25 protein-coding genes and 3 other annotated features are annotated in these 25,964 nt (G+C 44.6%); of the genes, 19 read left to right on the top strand and 6 right to left on the bottom strand.

The window, feature by feature from the left end:
• The first annotated feature begins 3 nt into the window (after positions 1-3).
• From FC51_RS11130 to FC51_RS11125, 3 genes are all read left to right on the top strand, one after another.
• On the top strand, positions 4-747 hold the full coding sequence (locus FC51_RS11130) for a gamma-glutamyl-gamma-aminobutyrate hydrolase family protein (protein ID WP_057910593.1): 744 nt from the start codon (positions 4-6) through the stop codon (positions 745-747).
• 228 nt (positions 748-975) lie between these two features.
• The gene (locus FC51_RS12470; RefSeq protein WP_167547569.1) at positions 976-1,134 is read left to right on the top strand and encodes a hypothetical protein; all 159 of its coding nucleotides are present in this window, start codon (positions 976-978) and stop codon (positions 1,132-1,134) included.
• A 75-nt stretch (positions 1,135-1,209) separates the two neighbouring features.
• Complete coding sequence (locus FC51_RS11125) at positions 1,210-1,872, top strand: endonuclease/exonuclease/phosphatase family protein (RefSeq protein ID WP_057910592.1); 663 nt, start codon at positions 1,210-1,212, stop codon at positions 1,870-1,872.
• Between the two features lie 211 nt (positions 1,873-2,083).
• Here FC51_RS11125 and FC51_RS11120 read toward each other — a convergent pair whose 3' ends face one another.
• On the bottom strand, positions 2,084-3,040 hold the full coding sequence (locus FC51_RS11120) for an NmrA family NAD(P)-binding protein (RefSeq protein WP_057910591.1): 957 nt from the start codon (positions 3,038-3,040) through the stop codon (positions 2,084-2,086).
• 90 nt (positions 3,041-3,130) lie between these two features.
• Between FC51_RS11120 and FC51_RS11115 the strand changes: the two genes are divergently transcribed.
• Positions 3,131-4,030 carry a LysR family transcriptional regulator gene (locus FC51_RS11115; RefSeq protein WP_057910590.1) on the top strand — a complete coding sequence of 300 codons (900 nt, stop codon included), beginning with the start codon at positions 3,131-3,133 and terminating at the stop codon, positions 4,028-4,030.
• 219 nt (positions 4,031-4,249) lie between these two features.
• Positions 4,250-5,200 (top strand): DMT family transporter, encoded by a 951-nt coding sequence (locus FC51_RS11110; RefSeq protein WP_057910589.1) that lies wholly within the window; start codon positions 4,250-4,252, stop codon positions 5,198-5,200.
• A 115-nt stretch (positions 5,201-5,315) separates the two neighbouring features.
• Here FC51_RS11110 and FC51_RS11105 read toward each other — a convergent pair whose 3' ends face one another.
• Positions 5,316-6,059: an SDR family NAD(P)-dependent oxidoreductase gene (locus FC51_RS11105; protein WP_057910588.1), complete on the bottom strand. Its 744-nt coding sequence runs from the start codon at positions 6,057-6,059 to the stop codon at positions 5,316-5,318.
• A 252-nt stretch (positions 6,060-6,311) separates the two neighbouring features.
• Positions 6,312-6,806, bottom strand: a complete 495-nt coding sequence (locus tag FC51_RS11100; RefSeq protein WP_057910587.1) for a C39 family peptidase — start codon at positions 6,804-6,806, stop codon at positions 6,312-6,314.
• Between the two features lie 231 nt (positions 6,807-7,037).
• On the opposite strand from FC51_RS11100, the gene FC51_RS11095 reads away from it, so the two are divergent.
• From FC51_RS11095 to FC51_RS11045, 11 genes are all read left to right on the top strand, one after another.
• Positions 7,038-7,781, top strand: a complete 744-nt coding sequence (locus FC51_RS11095; protein WP_057910586.1) for an SDR family oxidoreductase — start codon at positions 7,038-7,040, stop codon at positions 7,779-7,781.
• Between the two features lie 117 nt (positions 7,782-7,898).
• Positions 7,899-8,145, top strand: a binding site (T-box leader).
• 56 nt (positions 8,146-8,201) lie between these two features.
• Positions 8,202-9,320, top strand: a complete 1,119-nt coding sequence (locus tag FC51_RS11090; protein WP_057910585.1) for a 5-methyltetrahydropteroyltriglutamate--homocysteine S-methyltransferase — start codon at positions 8,202-8,204, stop codon at positions 9,318-9,320.
• A gap of 5 nt (positions 9,321-9,325) precedes the next feature.
• Positions 9,326-9,567 (top strand) — a binding site (T-box leader).
• 45 nt (positions 9,568-9,612) lie between these two features.
• Positions 9,613-10,707, top strand: coding sequence for a methionine ABC transporter ATP-binding protein (locus FC51_RS11085; protein ID WP_057910584.1), 1,095 nt, complete (start codon positions 9,613-9,615; stop codon positions 10,705-10,707).
• Positions 10,685-11,359, top strand: a complete 675-nt coding sequence (locus tag FC51_RS11080; RefSeq protein WP_057911332.1) for a methionine ABC transporter permease — start codon at positions 10,685-10,687, stop codon at positions 11,357-11,359. Before FC51_RS11085 ends, FC51_RS11080 begins: the two co-directional genes overlap by 23 nt.
• A gap of 36 nt (positions 11,360-11,395) precedes the next feature.
• A complete protein-coding gene (locus tag FC51_RS11075; protein ID WP_057910582.1) occupies positions 11,396-12,256 on the top strand; it encodes a MetQ/NlpA family ABC transporter substrate-binding protein in 861 nt (286 codons plus the stop codon).
• A 590-nt stretch (positions 12,257-12,846) separates the two neighbouring features.
• Positions 12,847-14,043 carry an ABC transporter substrate-binding protein gene (locus tag FC51_RS11070; protein ID WP_057910581.1) on the top strand — a complete coding sequence of 399 codons (1,197 nt, stop codon included), beginning with the start codon at positions 12,847-12,849 and terminating at the stop codon, positions 14,041-14,043.
• A gap of 467 nt (positions 14,044-14,510) precedes the next feature.
• A complete protein-coding gene (locus FC51_RS11065) occupies positions 14,511-15,389 on the top strand; it encodes a branched-chain amino acid ABC transporter permease (protein ID WP_057910580.1) in 879 nt (292 codons plus the stop codon).
• 48 nt (positions 15,390-15,437) lie between these two features.
• On the top strand, positions 15,438-16,358 hold the full coding sequence (locus FC51_RS11060; RefSeq protein WP_372583791.1) for a branched-chain amino acid ABC transporter permease: 921 nt from the start codon (positions 15,438-15,440) through the stop codon (positions 16,356-16,358).
• Positions 16,355-17,137, top strand: a complete 783-nt coding sequence (locus FC51_RS11055; protein ID WP_057910579.1) for an ABC transporter ATP-binding protein — start codon at positions 16,355-16,357, stop codon at positions 17,135-17,137. The genes FC51_RS11060 and FC51_RS11055 overlap by 4 nt, the downstream gene beginning before the upstream one ends.
• A gap of 4 nt (positions 17,138-17,141) precedes the next feature.
• Positions 17,142-17,849: an ABC transporter ATP-binding protein gene (locus FC51_RS11050; RefSeq protein WP_057910578.1), complete on the top strand. Its 708-nt coding sequence runs from the start codon at positions 17,142-17,144 to the stop codon at positions 17,847-17,849.
• Between the two features lie 2 nt (positions 17,850-17,851).
• The gene (locus FC51_RS11045) at positions 17,852-18,502 is read left to right on the top strand and encodes a CBS and ACT domain-containing protein (protein ID WP_057910577.1); all 651 of its coding nucleotides are present in this window, start codon (positions 17,852-17,854) and stop codon (positions 18,500-18,502) included.
• 67 nt (positions 18,503-18,569) lie between these two features.
• Here FC51_RS11045 and FC51_RS11040 read toward each other — a convergent pair whose 3' ends face one another.
• From FC51_RS11040 to FC51_RS11030, 3 genes are read right to left on the bottom strand one after another with little or no spacing between them, the layout of a single operon-like run.
• Complete coding sequence (locus tag FC51_RS11040; RefSeq protein WP_057910576.1) at positions 18,570-19,409, bottom strand: energy-coupling factor transporter transmembrane component T family protein; 840 nt, start codon at positions 19,407-19,409, stop codon at positions 18,570-18,572.
• Positions 19,384-21,117: an ABC transporter ATP-binding protein gene (locus FC51_RS11035; RefSeq protein WP_061773332.1), complete on the bottom strand. Its 1,734-nt coding sequence runs from the start codon at positions 21,115-21,117 to the stop codon at positions 19,384-19,386. Before FC51_RS11035 ends, FC51_RS11040 begins: the two co-directional genes overlap by 26 nt.
• Before the next feature lie 3 nt (positions 21,118-21,120).
• A complete protein-coding gene (locus FC51_RS11030; RefSeq protein WP_057910574.1) occupies positions 21,121-21,681 on the bottom strand; it encodes an ECF-type riboflavin transporter substrate-binding protein in 561 nt (186 codons plus the stop codon).
• Between the two features lie 115 nt (positions 21,682-21,796).
• Positions 21,797-22,028, bottom strand: a binding site (T-box leader).
• Positions 22,029-22,157: 129 nt separating this feature from the next.
• On the opposite strand from FC51_RS11030, the gene guaD reads away from it, so the two are divergent.
• From guaD to FC51_RS11015, 3 genes are all read left to right on the top strand, one after another.
• Entirely contained in the window at positions 22,158-23,516 is a 1,359-nt protein-coding gene (gene guaD / locus FC51_RS11025) for a guanine deaminase (RefSeq protein ID WP_057910573.1), read from the top strand.
• A 23-nt stretch (positions 23,517-23,539) separates the two neighbouring features.
• A complete protein-coding gene (locus tag FC51_RS11020) occupies positions 23,540-23,839 on the top strand; it encodes a hypothetical protein (RefSeq protein WP_057910572.1) in 300 nt (99 codons plus the stop codon).
• Positions 23,840-24,056: 217 nt separating this feature from the next.
• Positions 24,057-25,964, top strand: a 1,908-nt coding sequence (locus FC51_RS11015; protein ID WP_057910571.1) for a Cna B-type domain-containing protein, incomplete at its 3' end; no start/stop codon positions are given.

The raw sequence follows: 25,964 nt of genomic DNA, 5'->3' as shown, positions 1-25,964 counted from the left end.
CTAGTGTCAAAAAAGTATGTGATCGGTATCCCTGCTGAAAATCGTCTTATCGGCAACTTACCAAGGAACATTGTCAATAACAGTGAGGTTGCAGGTGTTATCAAGCATGGCGGTGTGCCATTATTAATTCCAACTACCAACCCAGAACTTATGAGCATGTATGCAAACTTGATTGACGGCTTATTATTACCTGGTGGTCCGGATGTAGCTCCAAAATTTTACGATGAAGAACCGATTAATGAACTTGGAGATACGGACTCATTTCTGGATGCTAGTGAAATAAACTTAGTTCAATTAGCAGTTAAAAATAAGAAACCGATTTTTGGCATTTGTCGAGGTATTCAGGTGCTTAACATTGCACTCGGCGGCAATGTGTACCAAGACTTGTATAGCCAACGAAAGCACCCCACTTTGCAGCATTTTCAAAAGGCACCTATGGTACAGGGCACTCACACAATTTCGATTACTCCGGATAGCTACTTGGAACAAATTGTTGGAAAAAGTGATAAATTGTTTGTGAATAGCCACCATCACGAGGCGGTTCACATAGTTTCTCAACAGTTGAAAGTTTCTGCAGTAGCGAAGGATGGTGTTATTGAAGGAATTGAAAGTAAAGATGATGATTTGATCATTGGTGTTCAATGGCATCCAGAAGCAATGTACGAGACAGATGCCAAAGAGGATGCCTTGTTTAGTAATTTTATGGATCGAGTTAATTCTTTTGCCAACCAGTTAAGCAAAGTATAACCACAATTTAAAAAGTCCGTGCCTTAAAAGCGCTTTCGACACTAATAATCGAGAGCGCTTTTGTATGCTCTAATTAACCACGAACTTAGGAACTAGTTGCATCATTGCAGAAGTTTAAAATAAACGACGTAATCGTAACCTTTGCCCTTTATTGTTGAATAATAAAATCATGCCTGGCATATTGCTGGCATGGCAGTTATGCTTAATCTGAGAAGTGAGGTGTTGACTATGTTAATTCAACCAAAGGGTTATAAATACTGGATTCATACCCAAGACGAAGTAAAAATTGATCCAAACGCTCCAACATGGGCTAAAAACGAGTTCAAGGAGTATATGGAATTGATGAGCATGGAACCTGATAAAAATGGTGTGATTAGGGTGTACTAAGATGTTAATGGTTGTGGTATTCAATTTCATTTACGTTCTGAGGGTTACCCTGGTTTGTGTGGAGGACATTTAGTCATGAGAGTTGTTTTTTGGAATTGCAACGGTGGTTTTCGAAATAAATATCAGTACATAACGAAATTCGATGCAGATCTGTACATCATTGCAGAAGTGGAAGGTATCGACAAACTTAATAATGAACAGTTCAAGCGTGACGTTCAAAGTGAGCAATACCTGGCATTTCCTGGGGATAAAAAGGGACTATTAGTTTTTACTTGCAGGAATGAACCGATTGAACCATTGCACTGGGATAATTACAGAATGAGATATTTCATGCCTTTTAAGTTCATGAACAAAACGTTTTTAGGAATCTGGTCTAAAGATAATTACATCGAAGATATTTATTTGTATACAGGATTCCATTTAGAAAAGCTTGCCGACACAATATTAATTGGCGATCTCAATAGCAATGTAATCTGGGATAGTCACCATGGATACCGTACTCATTCGGACTTTAATGAACTAATGGCTTCCATAAAGCATATTAGTGCTTATCATGATCAATCTGGTGAGAAATTTGGTAAGGAAACGCAGCCGACATTTTTCATGTATCGAAAGATCAATCGACCGTATCACATTGATTATGCTTATGTACCAAAGGGGACGCAGTTTGAGATTAGTTTTGGCAGTAGTCACTTTTTAGAATACTCTGACCATTTGCCGATGGTACTAGATTTATGACCGATTCAACTTATCGATCGGAATTTAAAATACACAGGGTCAACTTATTAAATTAGACACATTGTAAATCAATTGTTAAACCACCCTGACGGTAATAGAAAAGCCTCGGCCCTAGCAAGCGTCGAGGCTTTCACATCCACCCAAAAAAGCCCGCCCACCAAGTGAACGAGCTCCACAAAACGCCAAACGAATCCGGCAAACACACTCAAGACTACTTCATCTGCCGCCAGTTGGTAATATGATCCTTCCAAATATAATCGAACTCGCCAATGACTTCTTCGGGGGTCTTTGGCTTGTCTCCGGTCAGCTCTTCGATGTCGTTTGATTTAACATCCAACAGGCCATCAGCAATTGACTTGTCGTTATCGACCACATCGTTGGCGCTGAATGGTGCGGGGGACTTGGAGAAGTCGCCGGACATGTCGTGAGGGATGTTTAGGGCTGCCAGGTAATCATAATATTCTTCTCTTGTGGCGGGTACGTATTCGAGTTTTTGACCCGAACGTTTGCTGATCATGTCGGCAATTTGGCGAATCGAAATGGATTCTGATCCGACAATGTTATAGACCTTACGGGTGCCTTTGCCAAGAAGTGAGGCGGCACCAGCCTTGGCACAGTCGTCTTTATAAACCAAAGTGGCTTTACCTTCGCCGGCGGTTGTCACCCATCGGTTATTTGACATAAAGGCCAACATTGCCCGCATCGTCATAAAGGTTTCCATGTACAGATTGTTCCGCAGGGCGGTATAATCAATGCCAGTACTTTCCAGATAATGCTCAGTTGCGGTATGGTCAGGGGTCACAAAGATGTGTTGGTAAGCAGGATCGGTTGCGCCAACAAATGACGTGTAGGTAATATGCTTAATGCCGTCAGCAATCGCTGCGTCAATCGCGTCACGATGCTGCTGAACACGTTTGCCGACATCCAGTCCGGAAATCAAGTAAAGACGGTCGCCGCCTTCAAACGCTTTAAGCATGGATGCCTTATCATTGTAATCGGCTTCAACAACACGAACACCCGCATCCTGCCAGCGTTTTAACTTATCCTTTGGTAAACGATCCATTTTATAACAGGTGAACGTTAATTGATCGCCGCTCACATTCTTTAACATTAATTCGGCAACTCGACCAGCAAGTTTGCCATCTGCTCCAGTAACGATATATCTCATAATGAACATCCTTTCTTGTTTACAAGTTCAATATATCACATGAAATACCATCTGGTTATCACGCTTATTTATAGACTATGAAAGATTGGAATGATGAATTTGAATTTTCAACAATTGCAATGCTTTGTCACTGTCTCAGAAACGCTCAACTTCTCCACGGCCGCAAAACGGCTTCACTTATCGCAGCCCGCAGTTTCTAAAAATATCAAGCAACTTGAGACCGAATTGTCATTTGAATTGTTTAGAAGAAGCCAACATGAAGTCTCATTGACAGCAGCCGGATTGGAATTCTCCAAACAAATGGCTAACGTTTTGATACTCACTGAGCAAGCAATCATTGATAGTCGTGAAATTAGTGAACAGGAGAAGGCGTCGCTGAAGATTGGCTACACCAACGCGATGATTGAAAATAAGCTGCTGCCGAAACTTTTGGCGAGTGCCCGCCACCAGCTTGCAAACGTCCGCCTGTCTCTTCGAAGCTTTGACTTGAGTACGGGTTTGAGCAATCTTCAAAGAGGGGTGTTTGATTTAATTTTAACGACGCGAGACACGATCGGTGCCAATCCCGAAGTCGAATTTGTCCCATTACATCAAGGGCACTTTAACGTCATCTTACCCATCGGCCATCGGCTCAGTGATCATCAAATTCTGACGTTTTCAGATTTGGAAAACCTGCAGCTGATCTTCTTCAATCCACTGCAGGCACCACCAGAAAGCGCCGCTTTGCAAAATACGTTCATTCAAGCTCCGGGAATCCTTCATTATCAGACGGCGGACACGGTCAACACCGCGATCAATATGGTCCAAGGCGGCGCCGGATTGGCAATCCTGCCGTCCTTTGCCGTCGACACGGAGGTTTCCAAGGTCACGGCCATTCCGTTAGATTACCCAGTTGTCCTGGATTATGGGGTCGCTTATCTCCGCAGCCGCACATCACCTTCTTTGGTGGCAGTTGTGAAGCTGATAGAGACGTTGATGGGGAAGATATAACTGGGATGCGGCTTGGTTATTGAAGCTGTTCAACGTGGACAGGGGCGCCCTTTTGGTGGCTGGAATTGCCCGGCACGCGGTTGGCTATCTGAGTTTCAGTCCCAAGGTGATTTCCGGCATGCTAAGTTCCAGCCAAAACGAACCAAACGGCGTATAATTTTTGACGTGTCATTTATGCACCATTATGAAGCTAGACCGTTCAAATAGGAGAGATGAGAAATGCTGGTTTTTATGACCATATCAGTTATTGCGGGATTCTTGCTTGCCAATCAAAGTCCGATCAACTCAAATCTGAGTACGGTAGTTAAGTCGCCATTCATCGCCGCCACAATTTCGTTTATCGTTGGGACCATTTTCCTCGCAATCACGTCTCTGGCCATGAGTGGTAGAATTTTTCCCAGTCTATCGTTTATCCAGACGCAGCCGGCATGGATCTGGTTAGGTGGGCTCTTGGGATCGATTTATTTAACATCAAACGTGCTATTATTTCCCAAAATTGGGGCGATTCAAACCGTTATTCTGCCGGTTCTCGGCCAAATCGTGATGGGAACGATTATTGATATGTTTGGCTGGTTTGGCGCCAAACAACTGCCGATGACGTGGATTAAGCTCATCGGGATTATCATTATGGTCGTCGGAATCTTTATCGCGGTTGTTGTCCCCAGCATTAAAAACCGGGATGTCAGGCAGTTTGATTCGGAAACGGTATCCGGCCAGCATCCCACCGTTGTCCTAGGCTGGCAAATTTGGGCGGTTTTAGTGGGCTTTGTGGCCGCCACTCAGCAAGCCATCAACGGCCACTTGGGAACCTTGCTGGGCTCGCCAAGTCAGGCATCATTCGTGTCGTTTGCGGTTGGAACGGTCATCGTGATTTTAGTCGCGCTGGCAGTTGATAAACGGTTTCCAAGTGTCCAGCAGCTCAAGAAAACCAAAGCCTGGAACTGGCTGGGCGGGATTCTCGGCTCCTTATTTGTCCTGGCATCCGTGATTACGATTCCCAAGATCGGCGCCGGCTTAACGATTATGATGGGCCTGCTCGGTCAAATATTTGGTTCGATTTTAATTCAACAATTTGGCTGGTGGAAATCCATGAAGAGTCGGGTCGTTCTGGCTCAAATTGTTGGGATGATTATTATGCTGGTCGGGGTTGTTTTGATTAAGTTGGCGTAAAAACAGCATCCAAACCACTTTAAAGAGTTCCCTTGTAGAAAAACAAAAGGCAGCCAGAAATGGCTACCTTTTTTATGCTTTAGTGCCTGACTTAAATTAATGTGCTGAATGCAAACTATACTGAAGTATATCCACCATCAATGACCATCGTATCACCAACGATGAACGAAGCATCATCGCTTGCTAAGAAGGCAACTGCTTTGGCGATTTCCTCAGGTTTGCCAAGTCGTCCAAGTGGGTGAAGCTTTGTGAGTCGCTCCTTGAGACCTGGATTAACTGCGTTCAGCAATGGTGTGTCAATATATCCAGGGGCAATTGCGTTAACCCGAATGCCCTGTTTTGCATAGGTTGCAGCGAGCGTTTGAGTTAAGATTTTAACCCCACCTTTAGCTGCACCATAGGCTGTGATGCTTGGCATTGCGACTAAACTGTGGATGGAACCAGTATTGACAATTGAGCCACCGTTGCCTTGTTTGAGCATCTGTTCGACTGCATATTTATCTGCTAAATAAACACCAGTCAGGTTAATATCAATTGTTCGTTGCCATCTGTTGAGCTCCAAATCAGTAATATCACCATCGTTAAGAATCCCCGCATTGGCGAACATGATATCAAGTTTGCCAAACTTCTCAACGGTCTTTTGGATCAAGTTTTTGATCTGGTCCTCGTTGGTAACATCGGTCTTTACAAATAATGCATTATCATCAGTATTTAATGCCTCAATAACTTCTTGCGCCTTATCCGAAAAATCACCAACGGCAACCTTTGCGCCTTCTGATAAAAACTGCTTGGTGGTTGCTAAGCCAATCCCCGAGCCGCCACCGGTAACAATAGCGACTTTACCATCAAATCGTGCCATATTCATTCACCCTTTCGAATACTCGTTTGGGTCATTAAGTGTTTGATAACCATATTGTAACCGCTTACAATACATTCCACAATTAATTAGCTCTACTTAATGTGGAAGTAATAAAACCGTTATGACAGACTGACGCCTGTTTAAAAAGAGCGCCTGTTACGGTGCGGCATTTTTACACGCTTTGTGTGATTTTGAAATTGAAAATTATCATTGTTCAGGACTACATTGTGGCGTCTTAAGTGTGCTGTTCCATTAATAACTCAGCGCCATCATCATCCGCTTCGCCCGAATATCCTCAAAATCACCCACAGCCATCTGCGTCTGTTCGCCCGTCCAGCAGTCATTGTAATAAATCTGTGATGCATCAAATCCGGTCATCACCAGGGCATGGGTTGAAAAGCCGTCAAACTGGCCGACCCAGACGATAATGGGGTGCTGGGTATCGAAGAGGTATTGGTTAAGTTGTTCGATTGAGTCACCGCTGAGGTCAAAAGCGTTTCCGGCGTACTTTGTCACTAAGTCCAGCAGTGCTGGTGGATAAATACTGTCCCCGTCCTCAGTGAAAGGATCGCCAACAAATCCTTTATTACAGTCGGTTGGATCATAGGGCATCTCATGGGCCAAGGCCACTTTATTGACAGCTTTGCCGGCATATTGAAGCATCATCGTAACCGCGGTAATTTCACATCCAGTGGGAAGCTCGGGCAACTGCTTAATGAGGTTGACGGATAGTTTTGTTGGTTGCATCATTTCTCCTCGCTTTCGACTTCATTCTCTTTTTGTCGCATTGTAATTATTTGAATCATAATTGATTTATTTAGCAGAAGCAACTTTGATAGCAGATAGCGTTTATTTGGAACTCACCACGTTATCAAAAAGTTAATTGCAACATTTTATTTGCCTTTGAGTAGACTCCAAGGTCTATACTTTTCTCATCAGTCAGATGAACTGATTAATAAATTGAAAGAGGCGTTATTTATGAGTGTGAAAGACAAAGTTGTTGTGATTACCGGAGCATCTTCAGGAATTGGTGAGGCGAGTGCGACCTTATTGGCTCAAAATGGGGCAAAGGTCGTTTTAGGTGCCCGTCGCGAAGAACGATTAAAACAGATTTCTGATGCGATTATTGAAAAGGGTGGTCAGGCCGCATACCGCGTCACAGACGTACGCAATCCCGATGATCTCAAAGCGTTGGTTTCCCTTGCCAAGAATAAATTCGGTCAGATTGACGTTATTTTTAATAATGCGGGTGTGATGCCAAATTCGCCAATGAGTGCCCTGAAAACTGATGATTGGAATTTAATGATTGATATTAACTTAAAGGGTGTCTTAAACGGCATTGCCGCCGTCATGCCGGACTTTGTTGCGCAAAAGCATGGCCAAATTATTACGACGTCATCTGTGGCTGGAATTAAGAACTTCACCGGAGCCGGCGTATATGGTGCCACAAAGTATGCGGTGCGAAATGTGATGGAAGTCATTCGGATGGAAAGTGCTGAAGAGGGGACCAACATCAGAACATCAACCCTGTACCCTGGGGCCATTAACACCGAGTTGCTTCAAAGTATTACAGATAAGGCCACTCTTGCCGGTGCGGATAGCTTGTATGAAAAAGTTGGTATTTCACCAGATGCTGTTGCTCGAGTCGTGAATTTTGCGATTGATCAACCAGAGGACGTCAATGTGAGTGAATTTACTGTTTGGCCAACGAAACAGGCTTAAAATTAAATAATCACTGGCTGTTAAGACCAGTTTTTTAACGTCCAAATGAGCATACAATTAAAACTTCCACTTGACATTCTCATAATTTAGCTTAAACTCTTAAGTTAAATCCATAAACAAAAAGCAGTGAAAAGATGAGTAGCCGAGGCGCCGCATTTAGAGAGTTCACGTTTGGTGGAAGTGAATTGTGGCAAGTTGGTGAATATGGTCTTCGAGCAAATGCTGTCGAGCACAAGTCAGACGGCATGGCGAACGCACCTTATCGCGTTACGGTATTCGAACAGTTTGTTTGAGTACCTAGTGAGTCACACAGTGTGAGCTGTGTGAAAATTAAGGTGGTAACACGACAACTATCGTCCTTGTACAGATTATTCTGTATGAGGACTTTTTTTATGCAACAAAACTAAAGGAGTGGACAAAATGACAGTCGCAGCAAAATTAAAATTTCCATATCGGTACGATGAAGTTGGCAGCTTATTAAGACCAGCGAGATTGAAGCAGGCAAGAGCGGATTATCACGATCGAAAAATTAGTGAGGCTGATTTAAGAACCATTGAGAACGAAGAGATTAGTCGGATTGTGGATAAACAGGTTGAACTTGGCTTGAAGGCCGTGACCGACGGTGAATTTCGACGCAGTTGGTGGCACTTGGATTTCTTTGATGGATTAAACGGCGCGGAATTCTTTGAACCGGAGCACGGGTATATTTTCCATGGCGAGGAGACACGCAAGGGCGGCATTAAGTTCACCGGCAAGCTCGAATATAATCCCAACCATCCATTCTTTGACGGCTTTAAGTACCTCAACAGCATCGTGCCAGAGGGCGTGGCCGCCAAGCAGACGATCCCCAGCCCATCCGTTTTCTTCCCAAATAAAGACGCTGGTGTGATTGACGAATACTATGATGGCGATTTTGAGACATTTTTGAATGATGAGATTCAGGCATACAAGCAAACCGTTCAGCACTTCTACGACCTTGGTTGTCGCTATCTCCAACTGGATGACACATCATGGGGCATGTGGGCCAGCTTCTCGGATAAGACCCTGAAGCCTGAACTTGAGCCATTAGCAAAAGCCGCTGTTAAGGCAATTAATGCCATCGTTGACAGCAAGCCTGCCGACCTCACGATCACGATGCACGTCTGCAAGGGCAACTACGATTCAACATGGGCAGGTGCCGGAGCCTACGATCCAGTGGCCGACTATTTGGCACAACTCCACATTGATGGCTATTTCTTGGAATATGATGACGAGCGTTCAGGTGGCTTTGAACCACTTAAGAAGATTGCTGATAATGGCCGAAATCAACGGATTGTGATTGGAATTGTGACGACGAAGAAGCCGGAATTGGAACAGGAAGATTTCCTGAAAGACAGAATCCGAGACGCCGCCCAATATGTACCGCTGGATAATCTCTGCATTTCACCACAATGTGGCTTTGCCTCGACTGAAGAAGGCAACCACTTAACCGAAGAAGACCAGTGGAACAAGCTGGCACTGGTGATTAAGACTGCAAAAAGCGTTTGGAACATCGAATAGAATTTTTAAACAAAATGAATCGGAGAGTAACTTCTAAACAGCGCAAAGAGAGTCGACGTGTGGTGTGAGTCGATCGTTAGTTGAAAGTGAAAATGGCCGGTGATTGGCTGCTGTGATCAGATTGAAAATGGCAGACGGATTCGTCTTCGTTATTAGACACACCATTTCAAATTGAGATGGTTGGTGAGACTTTTTAGGCAACTAATGAAGTGAACTCAGAATGGTACCGCGATTTAGCGCTTCTGTATTTGATACAGGAGCGCTTTTTTTATGAAAAATGAGGAGGATGACTATGGCAGTGTTAGAAGAACCAATTGTTGACCTTCAAAATGTCAGCGTGACCTTCCAGTCAGGCGGAAAGTCGCTGCACGCGGTCGACAAAGTGAACTTACAAATTAACAAGGGTGATATTTATGGGATTATCGGGTACTCAGGCGCCGGCAAGAGTACGCTGGTGCGAACGATTAATCTCCTGCAACGGCCAACCGAGGGAAAGGTTATCGTTGGCGGCAAACCCCTTTTAGAATTATCCAACGCCAAATTACGCCAAGCCCGCAAAAAGATTGGCATGATTTTTCAGCATTTTAACTTACTGAACTCCAGAACGGTGTTGGGGAACGTGGAATATCCACTGCTAAGCCAATCGATTAGTAAAGCAGATCGGCGGGCGAAGGCAAAGGAGCTCCTGGACCTAGTCGGTTTGAGTGAATTTGAACAGTCCTATCCGGAACAATTATCCGGTGGCCAAAAGCAACGGGTCGCCATTGCCCGGTCGTTAGCCAACGATCCTGATATTTTGGTCAGTGATGAAGCCACCAGTGCGCTGGACCCAAAGACAACCGATGATATTTTGAAGTTGTTGAAACGATTGAACCAACGCCTGGGACTGACGGTGGTGCTGATCACCCATGAGATGCAGGTCATCAAATCGATTTGTCAGCACGTGGCAGTCATGGATGAGGGTAAAATCATTGAACGCGGTGACGTTGCCAAGGTGTTCGCAAATCCACAGCAGGCGCTGACTCAAAACTTTGTGGATTCTTCGGCAAACGTGACTGAAGCGTTGGCTCAGATTAAAGCCGATCAGGGTCTGCAAAGTCTGTCACCCAACGAACGGTTGTTATTCCTCAAGTTCCGCGGGCAGGCCACCAAGCAGTCGTTAATCTCTGACCTGACCGAGTTATATAAATTAAAAGCCAATATTTTATTTGCCAATATCGAACGGATTAGTGATACCTCAATTGGCTATTTGATTATTGTCTTGTCGGGTCAGTCCAAACAGCTGGCCGACGGGATTAATTTCTTGAGCCAACACGGGGTTGACGTGAAACTTTTGGCAACTGAGAAGAAGGGGGATCAAGCAGATGTTAAAACAAATATTTCCTAATGTCGCGCATATTTGGCCGCAATTCGTGCAGTCAATTTGGGACACCATTTATATGACGGTCTGGTCCGCTTTAATTGCCGGAATCCTCGGATTGACGGTGGGTATCGTGTTAGTGGTTACCCAACCCGGTGGAATTGCCGAAGACTCATACGTCTACGGGCTGACGGATAAGGTCGTTAACCTATTACGGTCGATTCCATTCATTATCCTGTTGGCGGTGATGTTTCCAATCACCAACTTCATTGTCCACACGACAGTTGGAACGACCGCCGCGTTAGTCCCGTTGGTGGTTGGTATCTTTCCGTTTTATGCCCGTCAAGTTCAAAACGCGTTGCTGGAAATTGATCCGCAAGTGATTGAAGCCGCCAGGTCAATCGGATCCGGGAATCTTGAAATCATTTTTCGAATTTATCTGCGAGAAGGCCTGCCGGATTTGATCCGGGCGTCGATTGTGACGATTATTAGTCTCATCGGCTTAACGACGATGGCTGGCGCAATTGGTTCTGGTGGCCTCGGGGATGTCGCTATTAGCATCGGATACGCCCGCTATCAAAACGACGTCACGATTGCCGCCATGCTGGTCATCTTGATCATGGTCTTTTTAGTCCAATTTGTGGGCGACTGGCTGGCACGAAAAACAGTTCATTTATAAGCATTTAATTAAATACTTAATTGAGGGAGATTGACAATGAAAAATAGTAAAGGAATTATTTACACATTAATTGGTATCGTAGTACTGGTCGGCATTATTTTTGGGATCCACAGCTTAACGGGCAACGCATCAAACGCTAAGAGTGCCACCATTACGGTTGGGTCGCAGGGTTCAGACTATGATATTTGGAATCATATTGCTGAAAGTAAGCAGGCCAAAAAGCTTGGCTTAAAAATTAAGGTCAAACAGATCACTGATGGTGTCCAACTCAATAACGCAACGGCTCAAGGCAGCGTTGACGTCAACGCCTTTCAGTCATACTCGTATCTGCAAGCCTATAACCAGGAACATAAAAACGCCCAGTTGGCAGCTTTGGGGACGACCTATCTGGAACCGCTGGGAATTTATTCAGATAAATACAAAAAGGTCAGCCAAATTCCAGACGGCAGCACGATTGCCATTGCCAACAACCCGGCTAATACCGCACGGGGCTTATTATTACTCCAAAGTGCGGGATTGATTAAACTGAAGAAGAATTTCCCAGCATTGGGGAATACCAACGACATCGTTTCCAATCCCAAGCATCTGAAATTCAAAGAAATTGATGATACGACAGGGCCTCGAGTCTTGCATGATTTGGACGCCGTTTTGATTTCGAACACGGTTGCGCTTGAAGGCCATTTGAACGTGTTGAAAGATTCAATTTTCCACGAAAAGATTGATACCGATACCCGTGAAAACATCAATGTGCTGGCAACTGCCAAGAAGAACAAGGATAACAAGAACTATCAAAAGCTGGTGAAGTTGTATCATAATGCGGCCATTCAAAAGTACATCAAGGACAAGTATGATGGCACTAAGGTTGAGGTTCAAAAACCTTTATCATATTTAAAATAAGTTCGGAAACAGAGGCTGGGAAAGTATCGACTTTTGACTCAGTCTCTGTTTGGTGATTTTATTATATCTAGCTGAAACGTGCGACAATCGGCTGATCCCGGCCATTTAAGCCCATCAATCAATCATTCCAAAACCAGGAATAATCGATTGATGGGCTTAAATTCTGGGATCAAAACGCCGATTGTCCCACTCTTTTTATTATAAGTGTTGACAGAAGATGAAAAGTCGATTATAGTTCTACTCATAAATAAAACTTGGAACAGGAGGATGACGTCATGAAAAGTATTAATTCAATTATTAACAGCGTAGTGGCAGCATCTTTCAACCAAGATTTAGCCTTATTATTAAAGATGAAGGACCCGACATTGATTCCGAAGTAGTGATTCACTACCTAGCAATCAAACAAGTTGAGCCCTTATTTTCGTTTTTAATGATGAGGGCTTGACATATCCAGACTCAAAACCTCATTCATTAAAGAATGAGGTTTTTTGTTTGCTTAAGGAGGGATGCCAATCGCAGTGATTGGAACGAAGATATTTCATATTCGCAGGCTGGAGAAGATACATACAAATTGAAAGTGGGTAGAGATTATGAAGAAAAGTATGATTAAAAAAGTTGTCAGTATGGCAGCTATTGTGATGACAGCGGGAATATTTGCAGGATGTAGCACAGCTAAGACAACCACCAAGGGAAATCAAGCAACCGGAAATACCATCAAGATCGGGGTGAATATGGAACTTTCCGGAGCAGCCGCTGGATATGGCCAATCACAAAAACAAGGGATTCAATTGGCAACTTCAGAAATTAACAAAAATGGCGGTATCAACGTTAACGGCAAGAAGAAAAAGATTCAACTGATCATTCGGGACAACAAGACTTCAACCAATACGTCTGCATCCGTTGCCGCTCAATTGACAAATAACGATAAAGTAGTCGCAATTGTCGGCCCAGCAACCACGAATGCCGGGACCGCACAAATTCCAAATATTACCAAAGCGGCCGTTCCAAGTGTCAGTCCGTCAGCAACCGATCCGGCCTACACACTGAAGAAGAACGGCAAGGTTCAACCATATGTCTTCAGAGCGTGCTACCAAAACAATTTCCAAGGTGCTACGGCGGCCAAGTTTATGACGAACAATTTGAAGGCAAAGCGGGTTGCGGTATACGCTGACAACTCAAGTGATTACGGAATCGGTTTGGCAAAGGCCTTTAAGAAGGCTTATACCGGAAAAGTCGTTGACAGCCAATTCTTCACTGCTGGTGACAAGGATTTCAACGCTGTGTTGACTTCATTTAAATCAAAGAAAATTGACGCCATTTATGCACCAGGTTACTATTCAGAACTTGGCCTGATTATCAAGCAAGCACGCCAAGCTGGAATCAATGTTCCAATCGTTGGGAGTGATGGCATGGCGGATCCAAAGCTGGTCCAAATTGCCGGCGACAAGAATGCGTCTAAGATTTATTACACGACACCATTTTCAGATAGCGTGGCCAAGGCCAACCCAACTGCTGTTAAATTTATGAACAAATATAAGGCAAAGTACAACCAAGCTGCACCAACGTTCTCAGCATTGGCTTATGACTCAGTTTACATGATCAAACAAGCAATCGAATCAGAAAAGTCAGCGGATTCAGTCAAAATTGCGGCAGGACTTGCAAAGATTAAGAACTTCGATGGCGTAACGGGCAAGATCACCATGGATAAGCAGCATAATCCGGAAAAGCCAATTGCAATTGAAGAATTGACAAATGGTAAGGTGAGCCGATCGTTTAGTATTAAATAGTGTGCGGAGCGCAACGGGTGATGCGGACTGTAAGGGACCAAGGATAAAAATCCAGGTTTTGGATTTTAATTCTTGGTTGCTTACAGGCAAGCATCAGTTGCGAGGAGCAGTCCTAAAATAGTGTGCGGAGCGACCCGGGAGATGCGGTTTCTAAAGCGACTTGGGTTTAAACCCTGGTTCTGGGTTTGAGCCCAAGTCGCTTTAGAAGTTAGCATCTGGGTCTCGGAGCAGTCCTAATCCAAGTAGTATTAGAGCGAATCTAAGTTGCTAAGGTGGGGTTTGAGCTCAAGTCACCCTAGAAGTTAGCATCTGGGTCGTCGCCAAGTAGGCTTGGCAAAGCTGACGCTTGGCCTTCGAAGCAGTCCTAATCCAAGTGGCATCAGAGCAAATCTGAATTACCGCCCAAAAATACGCACATTGACTTATAAAACAAACAACCAACACAACCAACGAGAGGAGATCAGATTTTGCAAACATTTTTTCAGCAAATCATTAATGGGCTTTCATTAGGAAGCATATACGCGCTGCTTGCTCTCGGGTACACCATGGTTTATGGCATCATCAAACTGATCAACTTTGCCCACGGAGACATCTACATGCTCGGCGCGTTTTGGGGCTATTATGTCATCAACGTCTGGCATTTCAATTTCATCAGCGCTTTGTTGTCAGCAATGCTGGTTGGCGCGGCCAGCGGTGTCATTATCGAGTACTTTGCGTACCGGCCACTGCGGCACGCTCCAAGAATTACGGCACTGATCACAGCGATCGGCGTTTCGTTTCTTTTGGAAAATGGGATGTCGTATCTATTCACATCAAATACCAGAAACTTCCCGCAAATTATCAAACAGGTGAATTACAACATCGGCGGCGTTTTGATTTCAAATATTCAAATTTTGATTCTGGTCACCGCATGTGTCTTGATGGTTTTGCTTCAACTGATCATCAAGAAAACGAAAATGGGAACGGCGATGCGCGCGGTTTCTGTGGATGCCGACGCCGCCGAATTGGTTGGAATTAACATTAATTGGACCATCTCGTTCACGTTTGCCCTCGGTTCTTCTCTGGCAGGGGCCGCTGGCGTATTGATTGGTCTTTACTACAACTCAATTGATCCATTGATGGGGATGACACCCGGAATTAAAGCCTTTGTGGCCGCAGTCCTTGGTGGGATTGGTTCAGTCCCAGGTGCATCGGTTGGTGGCTTTATCATTGGAATCTTGGAAACATTTGTCCAATCAATTGGCCTGTCAGCCTACAAAGATGCCGTGGTTTACTTTGTTTTGATCGTGATTCTTTTGATTCTTCCTGCAGGAATTTTTGGCAAGAATACCAAAGAGAAAGTGTAGGTGATCGGATTGAAAGCAAATTTGAAATACAACGTCATTTGGCTGATCATGATGATTGCCGGCTTTTACTTAATTAACACGCTGATTTTAACGGGCGTCATTGATTCGTTTATTGCCAATATGTTAGTTACCATTGGCATCAACATTATTCTGGCAACCGGGTTGAACCTGATTATTGGTTTTGCCGGCCAGTTTTCACTGGGTCACGCCGGGTTTATGGCCATTGGGGCCTATGCGACAGCGATCATGACCCAAACCGCCAATAGTCCAGCCGGCTTTTACGCTTCGATTTTTGTCGGGATTATTGTTTCAATTATTGCCGCATTAATCGTTGGCATTCCGACCCTCCGTCTGCGTGGTGACTACCTCGCGATTGCGACCATGGGGGCTTCGGAAATTATTCGAATCATTATTAATAATCTGAAGATCACGGGTGGCGCAGCCGGGATGTTCAACATTCCCCAGTTTGCCGACTGGCCGACCGTTTATATCATGGTTTGTCTGACCACGATTATTATCGTCAACTTCATTCATAGCCGGGCTGGGCGGGCGGTTAAATCCGTGCGTGAGGATGAAATCGCCGCAGAAGCCATGGGAATTGATATTACCAAATGGAAGCTGGCAGCTTTCGTACTTGGCGCATCAACTGCCGCGGTCGCCGGGTCGCTGCATGCTTCCTACCTTCAGACAATTGCGCCAAACGATTTCGGTATCATGGAATCAATTTCGATTCTGATTATCGTGGTTCTTGGCGGTGTCGGCAGTATTACCGGAACCTTCGTAGCCGCCGTCGTTTTAGGCGTCTTGGACACGGTTCTGCAAAACTTCGGAACCCTGCGGATGGTCATTTACGCGTTGGCACTGATTTTGATTATGATTTTCAAGCCTTCTGGTCTGTTGGGAACTTGGGAATTTTCTGTCAAACGGTTATTTAATCGATCCAAACGAAAGGAGCGTGTGGAATCGTGAGCACATTACTGAAAGTCGACAATGTTGTCAAAAACTTTAGTGGGTTGACCGCTGTTTCAAACGTTTCAATGTATTTGGATACCAACGAATTGGTGGCGTTAATTGGGCCGAATGGCGCGGGGAAAACGACCTTATTTAATTTATTAACTGGTGTGATTCCGGTGTCGTCCGGTTCAATCGTCCTTAACGGAGATAACGGCACCTATCCACTGAACGGAAAGCCCGCCTATAAAATCGCCAAGATGGGGCTTTCACGGACATTTCAAAACATTCGCCTGTTCAAAGAATTAACGGTTATGGATAACGTGTTGATTGCCATGACCAGCAAGGTTAAGGAAAGCTTTATTCCAACGATCTTTCGCTTTCCAAGCTATTACAAGACAGAGGCCAAGCTGACCGAAAAAGCCAAACAGTTGCTTGAAATATTCGAACTGGAAAATGACGTCGATGTTTTGGCTAAAAACCTCCCTTACGGAACCCAGCGAAAATTAGAGATTGTCAGAGCATTGGCGACGGAACCGCAAATTTTGTTCTTGGATGAACCGGCGGCTGGGATGAACCCCGAAGAAAAGGCCGAGCTCACCCAACTGATTATCAAAGTTCAGCGAAAGTTTCATATCACAATCTTACTGATTGAACACGACATGTCTTTGGTCATGAATTTGGCTCAGCGGATTTACGTGCTTGATCACGGGTCGTTACTTGCCAAGGGGACACCTGAAGAGATTCAGTCGAACCCCGCCGTTATTAAGGCGTATCTGGGAGAAGAGGTGGACTGACAGAATGTTACTAAAAGTTGATAATTTAGTCGTTAATTACGGCGTCATCAATGCCGTTAAGGGCGTGAGCTTCGAGATCAATGAGGGCGAAATTGTGTCTTTGATTGGTGCAAACGGTGCCGGCAAATCCACCATTCTCAAAACGATTTCCGGGTTATTGAAACCGAAAAGCGGCACCATTACCTATGAAGACCATGAAATTCAATCTAAGCACGCACCCAAAGTCGTTGCCGATGGGATTTCCCAAGTGCCAGAAGGCCGACACATCTTTTCAGGCCTGACGGTCATGGAAAATCTGCAGATGGGGTCATTTTTAGTGAAAGACCGTTCCCAGATTAAGCATAATTTTGATGCCGTCTTTGAACGATTCCCGATTTTACAGCAGCGGAAGAATCAAGATGCCGCAACGTTATCCGGAGGTGAGCAGCAGATGCTTGCCATGGCACGGGCACTGATGGCCAGTCCCAAGCTGATTTTACTGGATGAACCATCGATGGGGTTGGCCCCGATTTTTATTAATGAAATTTTTGACATTATCAAAGAGATTAACAAACAAGGAACGACCGTTTTACTGATCGAACAAAACGCCAAAAAGGCCTTGTCGATTGCCGACCGGGGGTACGTGTTGGCCACTGGGAAGATTCAGCTTTCCGGGACCGGCCAGGAGCTTTTGGCCAATGAAGATGTTCAAAAGGCATATTTGGGAGGTTAAAAATGAGTGTAAGAGATTTTATGTCAGATAACGTCATTACCGTGCCGCCCGAAACAAAGATCAGCGTGGCGGTCAACATGATGAAGGAAAATAATATCCATCGATTACCGGTGATTGAAGACGGCCGGTTAGTGGGGCTGGTGACTCAAGGGACAATCCAGGCAGCCTCACCTTCCAAAGCGACCAGTTTATCAATCTACGAATATAACTACCTATTAAATAAAATGACCGTCAAAGAAGTGATGGAGACCACGGTTCGAACGATCGAAGCCGACGATTTCCTGGAAGACGCGATTTATGAAATGCGAAAATACCAAGTTGGGGTTCTGCCAGTGACGGATCAGGGCGATGTGGTTGGCATTATCACCAACAATGACATTCTTGACGCATTCTTGGACGTCACGGATTACAACGAGTCAGGGACGGTCGTTCAGGTATTTATTGAAAAGGATCGAACTGGGGTGATTTTTGATATCGGCAAGGTAATGGCGGAGAACAACTTAAATATCCAAACGTTAATGGTCACCCATCACGGGACAACCAAGGTGGTGGAAATTCACGTGGATAAAGAAGCCGGCTTCTCGGTGGCATCAAAGCTTCAGGAAGCGGGTTTTGATGCCAAGGAGGCCGAACATTATAAGAAGGTTGATTAACAATAAAAACGACCCACCAATTGTTGGTGAGTCGTTTTTGCATGCTGTTTAATCTGAACTGTAAGCTTTATTTGAATGGATTATAGAATCGGCTACCATCAACCCAAAATAGGCCAATCCCAATGATGATTAAAAGGGTCGTCACTGTCAAAATCAAATAATCCAACTTGCTTAATCGTTGATACATATACCAGGTCCGTTTCTTTTGGGTCCCAAAACGGCGGAGTTTCATCGCGCGTGTCGTTACTTCAATCTTGTCCATGGAAGAAAAAACCAAGGGAATCAGGATTTGGGTACTCCGCTTGAGACGGTTCCAGACACCGGCTTTCTTGGACATTTCCAGTCCCCTGGCTTGCTGCGCCAAGCTGATTTGTTTGAAGTCACGAATTACATCGGGAATATATCTCAAGGAAAGCTCAACCGCATAGCTAATTTTGTATGAAAAGCCGATGCGATTCATGCTGGAAGCGAGCTCAGACGGATTTGTCGTGTAAAGAAAGGCAAAAATTAACGGCACGATAAAGACATATTTTAGAAGCATGTTTAATAGATAGAATAATTCTTCCCACGTCAGAATGAAGTATCCGGAACCGGCAATGACGTGGCTGGTACCATAGATTTGTGAGCCGTAGTTTGGATTAAACACGTATACCAGGATTAAATTTAAAGCCGTAAAAGCGGCAATTGCGTAGAGCAGGCCGCGAACCTGATGCCATTTTAAGTGGGCTGATTGATAAAATAAGATGGCAAAGATTGTCAGCGCAACCAAATACCAGGTATCATAACTGACCATGCCAATGACTGATAAGCTCAACAGTACCAGGATTTTAGTCATCCCTGTCAACCGGGTGACCCAGCGTCCTTTTTGAGTCTCGGCAATATCATATGAAGCTTGCTGATTCACCATCGCGGTTGCTCCTTTCAAATGCAATAAACTTCTCGGCAAAAGTGATCGGATCCGACGCGTCAGCCTTTTCTGCCAGAACTTGAAGACTTAATTGCGCCAAATGGGCTTTTTTAATGACGTCCAGATTTGTGAGCACCTTTCCCGGAGTTGCATCTTCTAGCACTTGTCCCTGGTCCAGCACGATGGTGCGATCGGCGTAGGCCATCATGAGATTCATATCATGGGTCACCATCAAAACGGTAGTCCCTTGTGTTTGATTCAAATGATGGAGGAAGTCCATCATTTGAGAATAGTGAGCTAAATCTTGGCCAGCGGTTGGTTCGTCTAAAATCAGAACTTCTGGTTGAAGAACAAGGGCTGCCGCAATGGTCACCCGTTTCTTTTGGCCAAAGCTTAAAGCAGAAATTGGCCAGTTGCGATAGGGATAAAGGCCGGTAATCTTGAGGGTTTCAAATACTTGCTTTTTAATGGTTTCTGGATCAAGCCCCCGCAACTGCAAGCCCAAGGCAACTTCATCGAAGATCATCGTTTTTGAGATCATTTGGTTGGGATCTTGCAGCACATACCCAATTCGACTGGCGCGTTGTTTAACCGAATCATCCGAGATATCTGTTTGATTGAAGTACAAGTTGCCCGAAGTCGGCTTTAAAAAGCCGGTAATTAAATTAATCAACGTGGTCTTCCCAGTTCCGTTTTTGCCGACTAAGGCGACCATCTCGCCTTGATGGATGGTTAAATTAAACTGATCGAAAATTTGAGGTTCACCCGGGTAGCCAAACGTCATTTGTTTGACTTCGATGATCGGCTGCTTCTTGGTCGGTACGTCAGGCGCTGGTTGGGCAGCCATCCATGAGTTGAGTTTGGCATGGTCACCTTTGTCTAACTTAAGAGAAGCTAAATCTGCCAAGTTTTCCAAATGATCGACAGCGACGCCGGCAGTTTTAAGCGCCGTTACATAAAGGGGCTCCCGCAACCCATTTGTGAGCAGGAGATTACTTTTTAAGAGTTGATCAGGCTGGTCGTCTGCGATGATTTGACCATCAGCCAGCACGACCATCCGGTCAATTGGAATTTGGAGGACTTCTTCAATTCGGTGGTCAATGATTATCACGGTCAAATTTTGATTTTTCACCAACCAGTTGATCAGCTTCATGGAATCACGCCCGGCAGCCGGATCTAAATTGGCCAATGGCTCGTCTAACAGCAGTATTGGCTCGTTATCGATCAACACCCCAGCCAAAGCGACCCGTTGTTTTTGACCACCAGAAAGGTCTTGAGGGTGCTTGGATAATTGCTGTTTAACGTTTAGGTGATCAGCCCATTCAGCGACTTTTTCATGCAGTACCGATAAGGGTTGGGCATCATTTTCCAGTGCGAAGGCAATGTCTTCGGCAACGGTCAAGCCAACAAACTGTGCGTCAGGATCTTGAAGAACGGTACCGACTTCAAAGGAAAGGTCTGTTAAATCAACTTCTGAGGGATGCTTGCCGGCAATCGTCAGGTCTCCGGACAGCGTGCCTGGAAATTCTTCCGGGATCACACCGTTAATCAAGTTGCCCAGAGTTGATTTTCCAGATCCGGAAGGGCCGGTAATAAACACTGTTTCGCCTTTGTTAATCGTTAAATTGATGTGATGCAACGTTGCTTCTTCCTGGCTTCGATATTGAAAGGAAATATCTGAAAATTGGATGATTGGTTTATCGCTCATAATTTAATCCTTTGAAAGACGATTTTTTTGAATTTGGGTTTTTGCATATGCAGAAATCAACAGGGTGCCGACAATTCCGACCGATAAAACATCGGTGATTGTCGCCGTAATTCCTTGGAGAAAGACTTTTCCTGCGGGCTGTGAGTATACCAGAATATCACCAAGCGGCGCAATGATTCCCCAGCAAAGAATGTTGGCAGCGATTTGTAAAAGATTGAACTGGATTAATTTTTTCTTGGTGAGTGGCTCTGTCCGCAATTTCAGGAAGTTTCGGCTATAGCCAATGATTAAGCCGAAAATACCATCGGCAACAATCCATGTCCACCATGGGTCACCCCAGGATAAATCGTTGAACAAATGGGCAAAAAAGGCCACTAAGCCACCCACTGCTGGGCCAAAAATGGCACCCAAAAATGCAATAAAGGCTTCACCTAAATCAATCGTGGTGTTTGGAACGCCTGTTGGAATGGGTAAAAAACGCTTCAATAAGAAAACAATTGCAATCCCGACACCGGTTGCGACAACCGCCTCAACGGACAACCCTTTTGACTTGTTTGACTTCATAATCAACACTCCTCTTCCTATATAATGGCTAAATCCAGTCTCTACGACGACAATCAAACTTTTGCCAAATAAAAAACCAGCTCATCACAAGCTGGTTAATATCAAAGTTAGCTTTAGTAGGGCCGATTAAATCGCGGTACCACCCTGTTTAGAATTTCCTCGCAGAAATTCCCTCTGACAGTTATTAGATAACTGAAGGCGATAATGAGCCCACCACGATCACCTCACAATAAGCTCGGCGTCAATCAACTCCTGAACCATATTCACAAGCTTCTTCGACTGTTTTTCACCCACCAACAGCTCTCTACACAAAGACAACCCGCTACTTATTCAATCATCGTCATATTAATAGATAGGTTAATTGTAACCCGAATTTAAATTCCGTCAACCGGAACTTCTCAACTATCGCCTGATAGCGTCTATCTTCGTCAGTACCTTTATGATATATTCAAGTTAGAACAAATCAACCTTGAGGAGTGATTATCATCGCAATTGTGAAAGTACTTGAAGGATCGACCATTACATCCGTCGATGAGTCAACGATCGATTGTCGCCACCATCAGCTGGTATGTATTGATGGTGAGGGCTATATTGACCGGGTCGTGGATGAATCTGAACCTGATTTTTCTTCTATTAAAGATGAAGCCGTTAAAGCAGACCAATTGATTTCATTGAACCCGGATGAATATCTGCTTCCGGGCTTTATTGACCTGCATGTGCACGCCCCACAGTGGCCAAACGCTGGAGTTGCCTTGGATCGTCCCTTAAACGAATGGTTGGATACATACACGTTTCCTTTGGAAGCCAAGTACCAAGACGTTTCCTTTGCCAAACTGGTCTATGATAACTTGGTTGAAGAACTCGTTGGAAATGGCACGACGACCGCGCTTTACTTTGGGACGATTCATAATCCGGCCAACTTAGAGCTGGCCAAGGCATGCATCAAGCATAACCAACGTGGATTTATTGGTAAGGTTGCGATGGATAATCCCGCCCAAACACCGGCTAATTACCGGGATGCGTCTGCGAAAAGTGCCGTGGCCGATACCGAAACGTTTATCAAGCAATTGACCAAGTTGAGTCAGAACGCAGCGATTAAACAAACCCCGGTCATCACCCCCAGATTTGTCCCGAGCTGCACGCCCGAGTCATTAAAAGGGTTAGGTGAATTAGCAAAGAAATACGACTTACCGATTCAATCCCACTGCAGTGAAAGCGATTGGGAAAACGGCTATGCACTGGAAAATTACCACAAGCGGGATTCTGAAGTCCTTGACCAGTATGGCCTGTTAACGGATAAGTCAGTGATGGCCCACGGAACGTTACTGAATCAATCTGATTTGGACACGTTCAAGTCTCGTGGGGTGGCGGTGGCCCATTGCCCAATTTCAAACGTTTATTTTGGCAACGCCGTTCTTCCAGTCAGCAAGCTTCTCCAGCAGAACGTTAAAGTTGGTCTGGGAACCGATATTTCCGGTGGTTATTCACCGAGTCTCTACCAAAATATCCGCCAGGCCGTTATTTCGTCACGAATGCTCAAGGACGGGGTCAACGCCGCGCTGGATCCAAACCAACGTGGAACGCAAATTCAGCCAATTTCAGCAAAAAATGGCTTTTATCTGGCAACTGTTGGTGGCGCCAAGAGTCTTCATCTTAAAACGGGCCAGATTAAAGCCGGCTATTTGGCGGACCTTCAAGTTGTGAAGTCACCACTGGCATCATTTGGTGAAGAATCGGCTGATCAGATTTTTGAAAAGATTATCTATCACGCATCAAAAGCCGATATTCGACAGGTTTTTGTTCAAGGAAGACTGGCAAAGGGACGCATAAAGTAAAACAGACTTAAGGTGAATGGATATTGAAAACCAAAAATATGATTTTACTGGGATTTGTTGTTTGCTTGGCACTTTTGTTTTTTTCAGTTAAGCTGTTTTTGGCTGGGACGGTTCTTTTATTTGCGTGGGCCGCGTATCTTTTAATCGTCAAAAAGGATTTTACGATTTTAACGATGACCCCAAGTGATGCGGTTAAGAATCCCTCTGAACTGGATCCTCAAACTATGGCAGCATACCAGCTGAAAGCCTACAGGGCTGGGTGGATTGTCTTGGTAATCGCAGTCGGTATTCTTGTGTTTCTGATTGTTGAAATAGTGATGTAATTTTTGAAGGGAGCAGCAGCTGAATCATCGCGAAGATGACGCGGCCGCTGCTTTTGTGTGTCATTTACAAATGTGTATAAATTCCCCGTGACAATTTGTACAACATACTAATCTATGTTATATTCGATGTGTAATATAATGTAATCAATTAAATAATAAGAATGATATAATAAGTACACTCTGATACACATTCCTACATAAAAAGAGGTCGACATTCATGGAAAGTCAAAGCATTCAAACAAGCTTCAAGTTGGTTTTTAAATGGTTAAGCATCATGTTTTTGATGGCTGCTTTTTTTGTTGGACTCAGTTATCAAACCCAAGCGGCTAAGGCGGCCGACATTACTTCGAGTATGTCTGGGATTTCGGCCAGTGATGCACTATACGACGGACAGCCGGTCACATCAACAACCGTGGCCAATTGGGATAAGTCTTCGTATTACAGATTGAATTATAATTTTACGATTAAAGCGGGCACGCAAGTTAAAACTGGTGATACTGCGACTGTCAGTTTACCGACTGGAACCCATTTTCACGATCTTCAAAATTTTGATTTAATGAGTCCTGATGGCAGCGTAGTCGGTCATTTTAGTGCTGCAGCAGGCGCTACTACCGGCACGATTACATTTACTGATTATTTCACAAAGAACTACGATGACATGGCTGGCAATCTTGATTTTAACGTCAGCGGTGACACTGATGGTGGCGGTTCTCAAAGCGGCAATTATGTTAACAAAGTTGGCTTCCCATGGGAGGGGACTTGGAAAGACGGTAAGAATTACGAACTCGATCAAAATAGCCGTTACCAATATGTTGAATGGGATGCCAAAATCAATCCCACTAAAAAAACGTTAACCAATGTTTCGGTCACTGATACAATGCAGAATACCACCAGTCAGCAGCTATTAGCTGATACGATGGTTCTTGAATTTGATAGTACGGGTGCCAAGGTTCCAGCGAGTGATTACCAGATTACTTATTTACCAAACAGCGAATTGCCAACTTCATTTACCATCAAATGGAACGGCACATTGAATCAAGCCGTCAACATCTTGTATCTGGCCAAAGTTACTGATACTGCTTACAGAACGACTGGGTCGGCGACAACTTTGAATAATAAAATTAAGCTTTCTGGAACTGATAAAGGCGATGGCAGTGGTGCCGGCAGCGATATTGACGTTACGTCCGGGACCGCTAATGCACACGTTGATCTAGGCGGTAACGGCGGTGGTAGTGGAACTGCCTATGATTTGAACGTAACAAAAAAATGGGTTGATGTTCCAAACGGTGTTACAACGCCGGCTATTAAAGCAGAACTGTACGCAAATGGCAAATCTACCGGGAAAATCATTACTTTAGATACTGCAAATCAGTACTCAGGGACTTTTAGTGGGCTGAACGAGAAAGATAGTGATGGCCAAAAGATCACTTACACGGTAGCTGAGGTTAAAGTTCCTGACGGATACTCTGGAACGACAACACCGCAACCCTTTGATAAGGATAATAATGCGACTCTGACTAATAAATACAATCCTGAAACGCCTTCGACCAGAACGATTAAGGTTAACAAGGTTTGGCAGGGTGTCCCCACGGGTGTCCAAACACCAGAAGTGACAGCAACGCTATACGCAAATGGAAAGTCGACCGGCAAAACGGTCACCTTGAATCAAGCTAACCACTATTCAGATGAGTTTACCGATATTCCCGAGACCGATTCGTCTGGGAAAACAATTACGTATACGGTCGTAGAAACGTCAATTTCGACTGGTTATTCTTCCGATAACAAGGGTGTTGCACCCGTCGTGAACGGTACTGCTACGTTGAAGAATATTTATACGGCAAAGACGACGACCACAATCACTGTTAAAAAGAATTGGCAGGGGGTTCCAAACGGTACGACAACGCCGAGTGTGGTCGCAACGCTATACGCAAATGGGAAGTCGACCGGCAAAACGGTCACACTTAATGGATCTAACGGTTATAGGGCTGAATTTGATAATTTACCGCAGACGGATGCCGATGGTCATGCAATTGTCTATACCGTCGTTGAGTCAGCAGTTGATGGTTATACACCAACTGTTAATGGTCAGATTTCCCCTAAGAAGCTGTCCAAGATCTATGATTTT

It is taken from the genome of Lentilactobacillus parabuchneri DSM 5707 = NBRC 107865 (genome assembly GCF_001435315.1).
Lineage (GTDB): Bacteria > Bacillota > Bacilli > Lactobacillales > Lactobacillaceae > Lentilactobacillus > Lentilactobacillus parabuchneri.
Note: the sequence above shows the minus strand (reverse complement) of the source record. Positions and strands in the feature narration are given on the sequence as shown.

Bases quoted from the DNA above. Each gene is read 5' to 3' on its own strand.
- FC51_RS12470 (WP_167547569.1), top strand. From the start codon at position 976: ATGTTAATTCAACCAAAGGGTTATAAATACTGGATTCATACCCAAGAC.
- FC51_RS11125 (WP_057910592.1), top strand. From the start codon at position 1,210: ATGAGAGTTGTTTTTTGGAATTGCAACGGTGGTTTTCGAAATAAATAT.
- FC51_RS11120 (WP_057910591.1), bottom strand. From the start codon at position 3,040: ATGAGATATATCGTTACTGGAGCAGATGGCAAACTTGCTGGTCGAGTT.
- FC51_RS11115 (WP_057910590.1), top strand. From the start codon at position 3,131: ATGATGAATTTGAATTTTCAACAATTGCAATGCTTTGTCACTGTCTCA.
- FC51_RS11110 (WP_057910589.1), top strand. From the start codon at position 4,250: ATGCTGGTTTTTATGACCATATCAGTTATTGCGGGATTCTTGCTTGCC.
- FC51_RS11105 (WP_057910588.1), bottom strand. From the start codon at position 6,059: ATGGCACGATTTGATGGTAAAGTCGCTATTGTTACCGGTGGCGGCTCG.
- FC51_RS11100 (WP_057910587.1), bottom strand. From the start codon at position 6,806: ATGCAACCAACAAAACTATCCGTCAACCTCATTAAGCAGTTGCCCGAG.
- FC51_RS11095 (WP_057910586.1), top strand. From the start codon at position 7,038: ATGAGTGTGAAAGACAAAGTTGTTGTGATTACCGGAGCATCTTCAGGA.
- FC51_RS11090 (WP_057910585.1), top strand. From the start codon at position 8,202: ATGACAGTCGCAGCAAAATTAAAATTTCCATATCGGTACGATGAAGTT.
- FC51_RS11085 (WP_057910584.1), top strand. From the start codon at position 9,613: ATGGCAGTGTTAGAAGAACCAATTGTTGACCTTCAAAATGTCAGCGTG.
- FC51_RS11080 (WP_057911332.1), top strand. From the start codon at position 10,685: ATGTTAAAACAAATATTTCCTAATGTCGCGCATATTTGGCCGCAATTC.
- FC51_RS11075 (WP_057910582.1), top strand. From the start codon at position 11,396: ATGAAAAATAGTAAAGGAATTATTTACACATTAATTGGTATCGTAGTA.
- FC51_RS11070 (WP_057910581.1), top strand. From the start codon at position 12,847: ATGAAGAAAAGTATGATTAAAAAAGTTGTCAGTATGGCAGCTATTGTG.
- FC51_RS11060 (WP_372583791.1), top strand. From the start codon at position 15,438: ATGATGATTGCCGGCTTTTACTTAATTAACACGCTGATTTTAACGGGC.
- FC51_RS11050 (WP_057910578.1), top strand. From the start codon at position 17,142: ATGTTACTAAAAGTTGATAATTTAGTCGTTAATTACGGCGTCATCAAT.
- FC51_RS11045 (WP_057910577.1), top strand. From the start codon at position 17,852: ATGAGTGTAAGAGATTTTATGTCAGATAACGTCATTACCGTGCCGCCC.
- FC51_RS11040 (WP_057910576.1), bottom strand. From the start codon at position 19,409: ATGGTGAATCAGCAAGCTTCATATGATATTGCCGAGACTCAAAAAGGA.
- FC51_RS11035 (WP_061773332.1), bottom strand. From the start codon at position 21,117: ATGAGCGATAAACCAATCATCCAATTTTCAGATATTTCCTTTCAATAT.
- FC51_RS11030 (WP_057910574.1), bottom strand. From the start codon at position 21,681: ATGAAGTCAAACAAGTCAAAAGGGTTGTCCGTTGAGGCGGTTGTCGCA.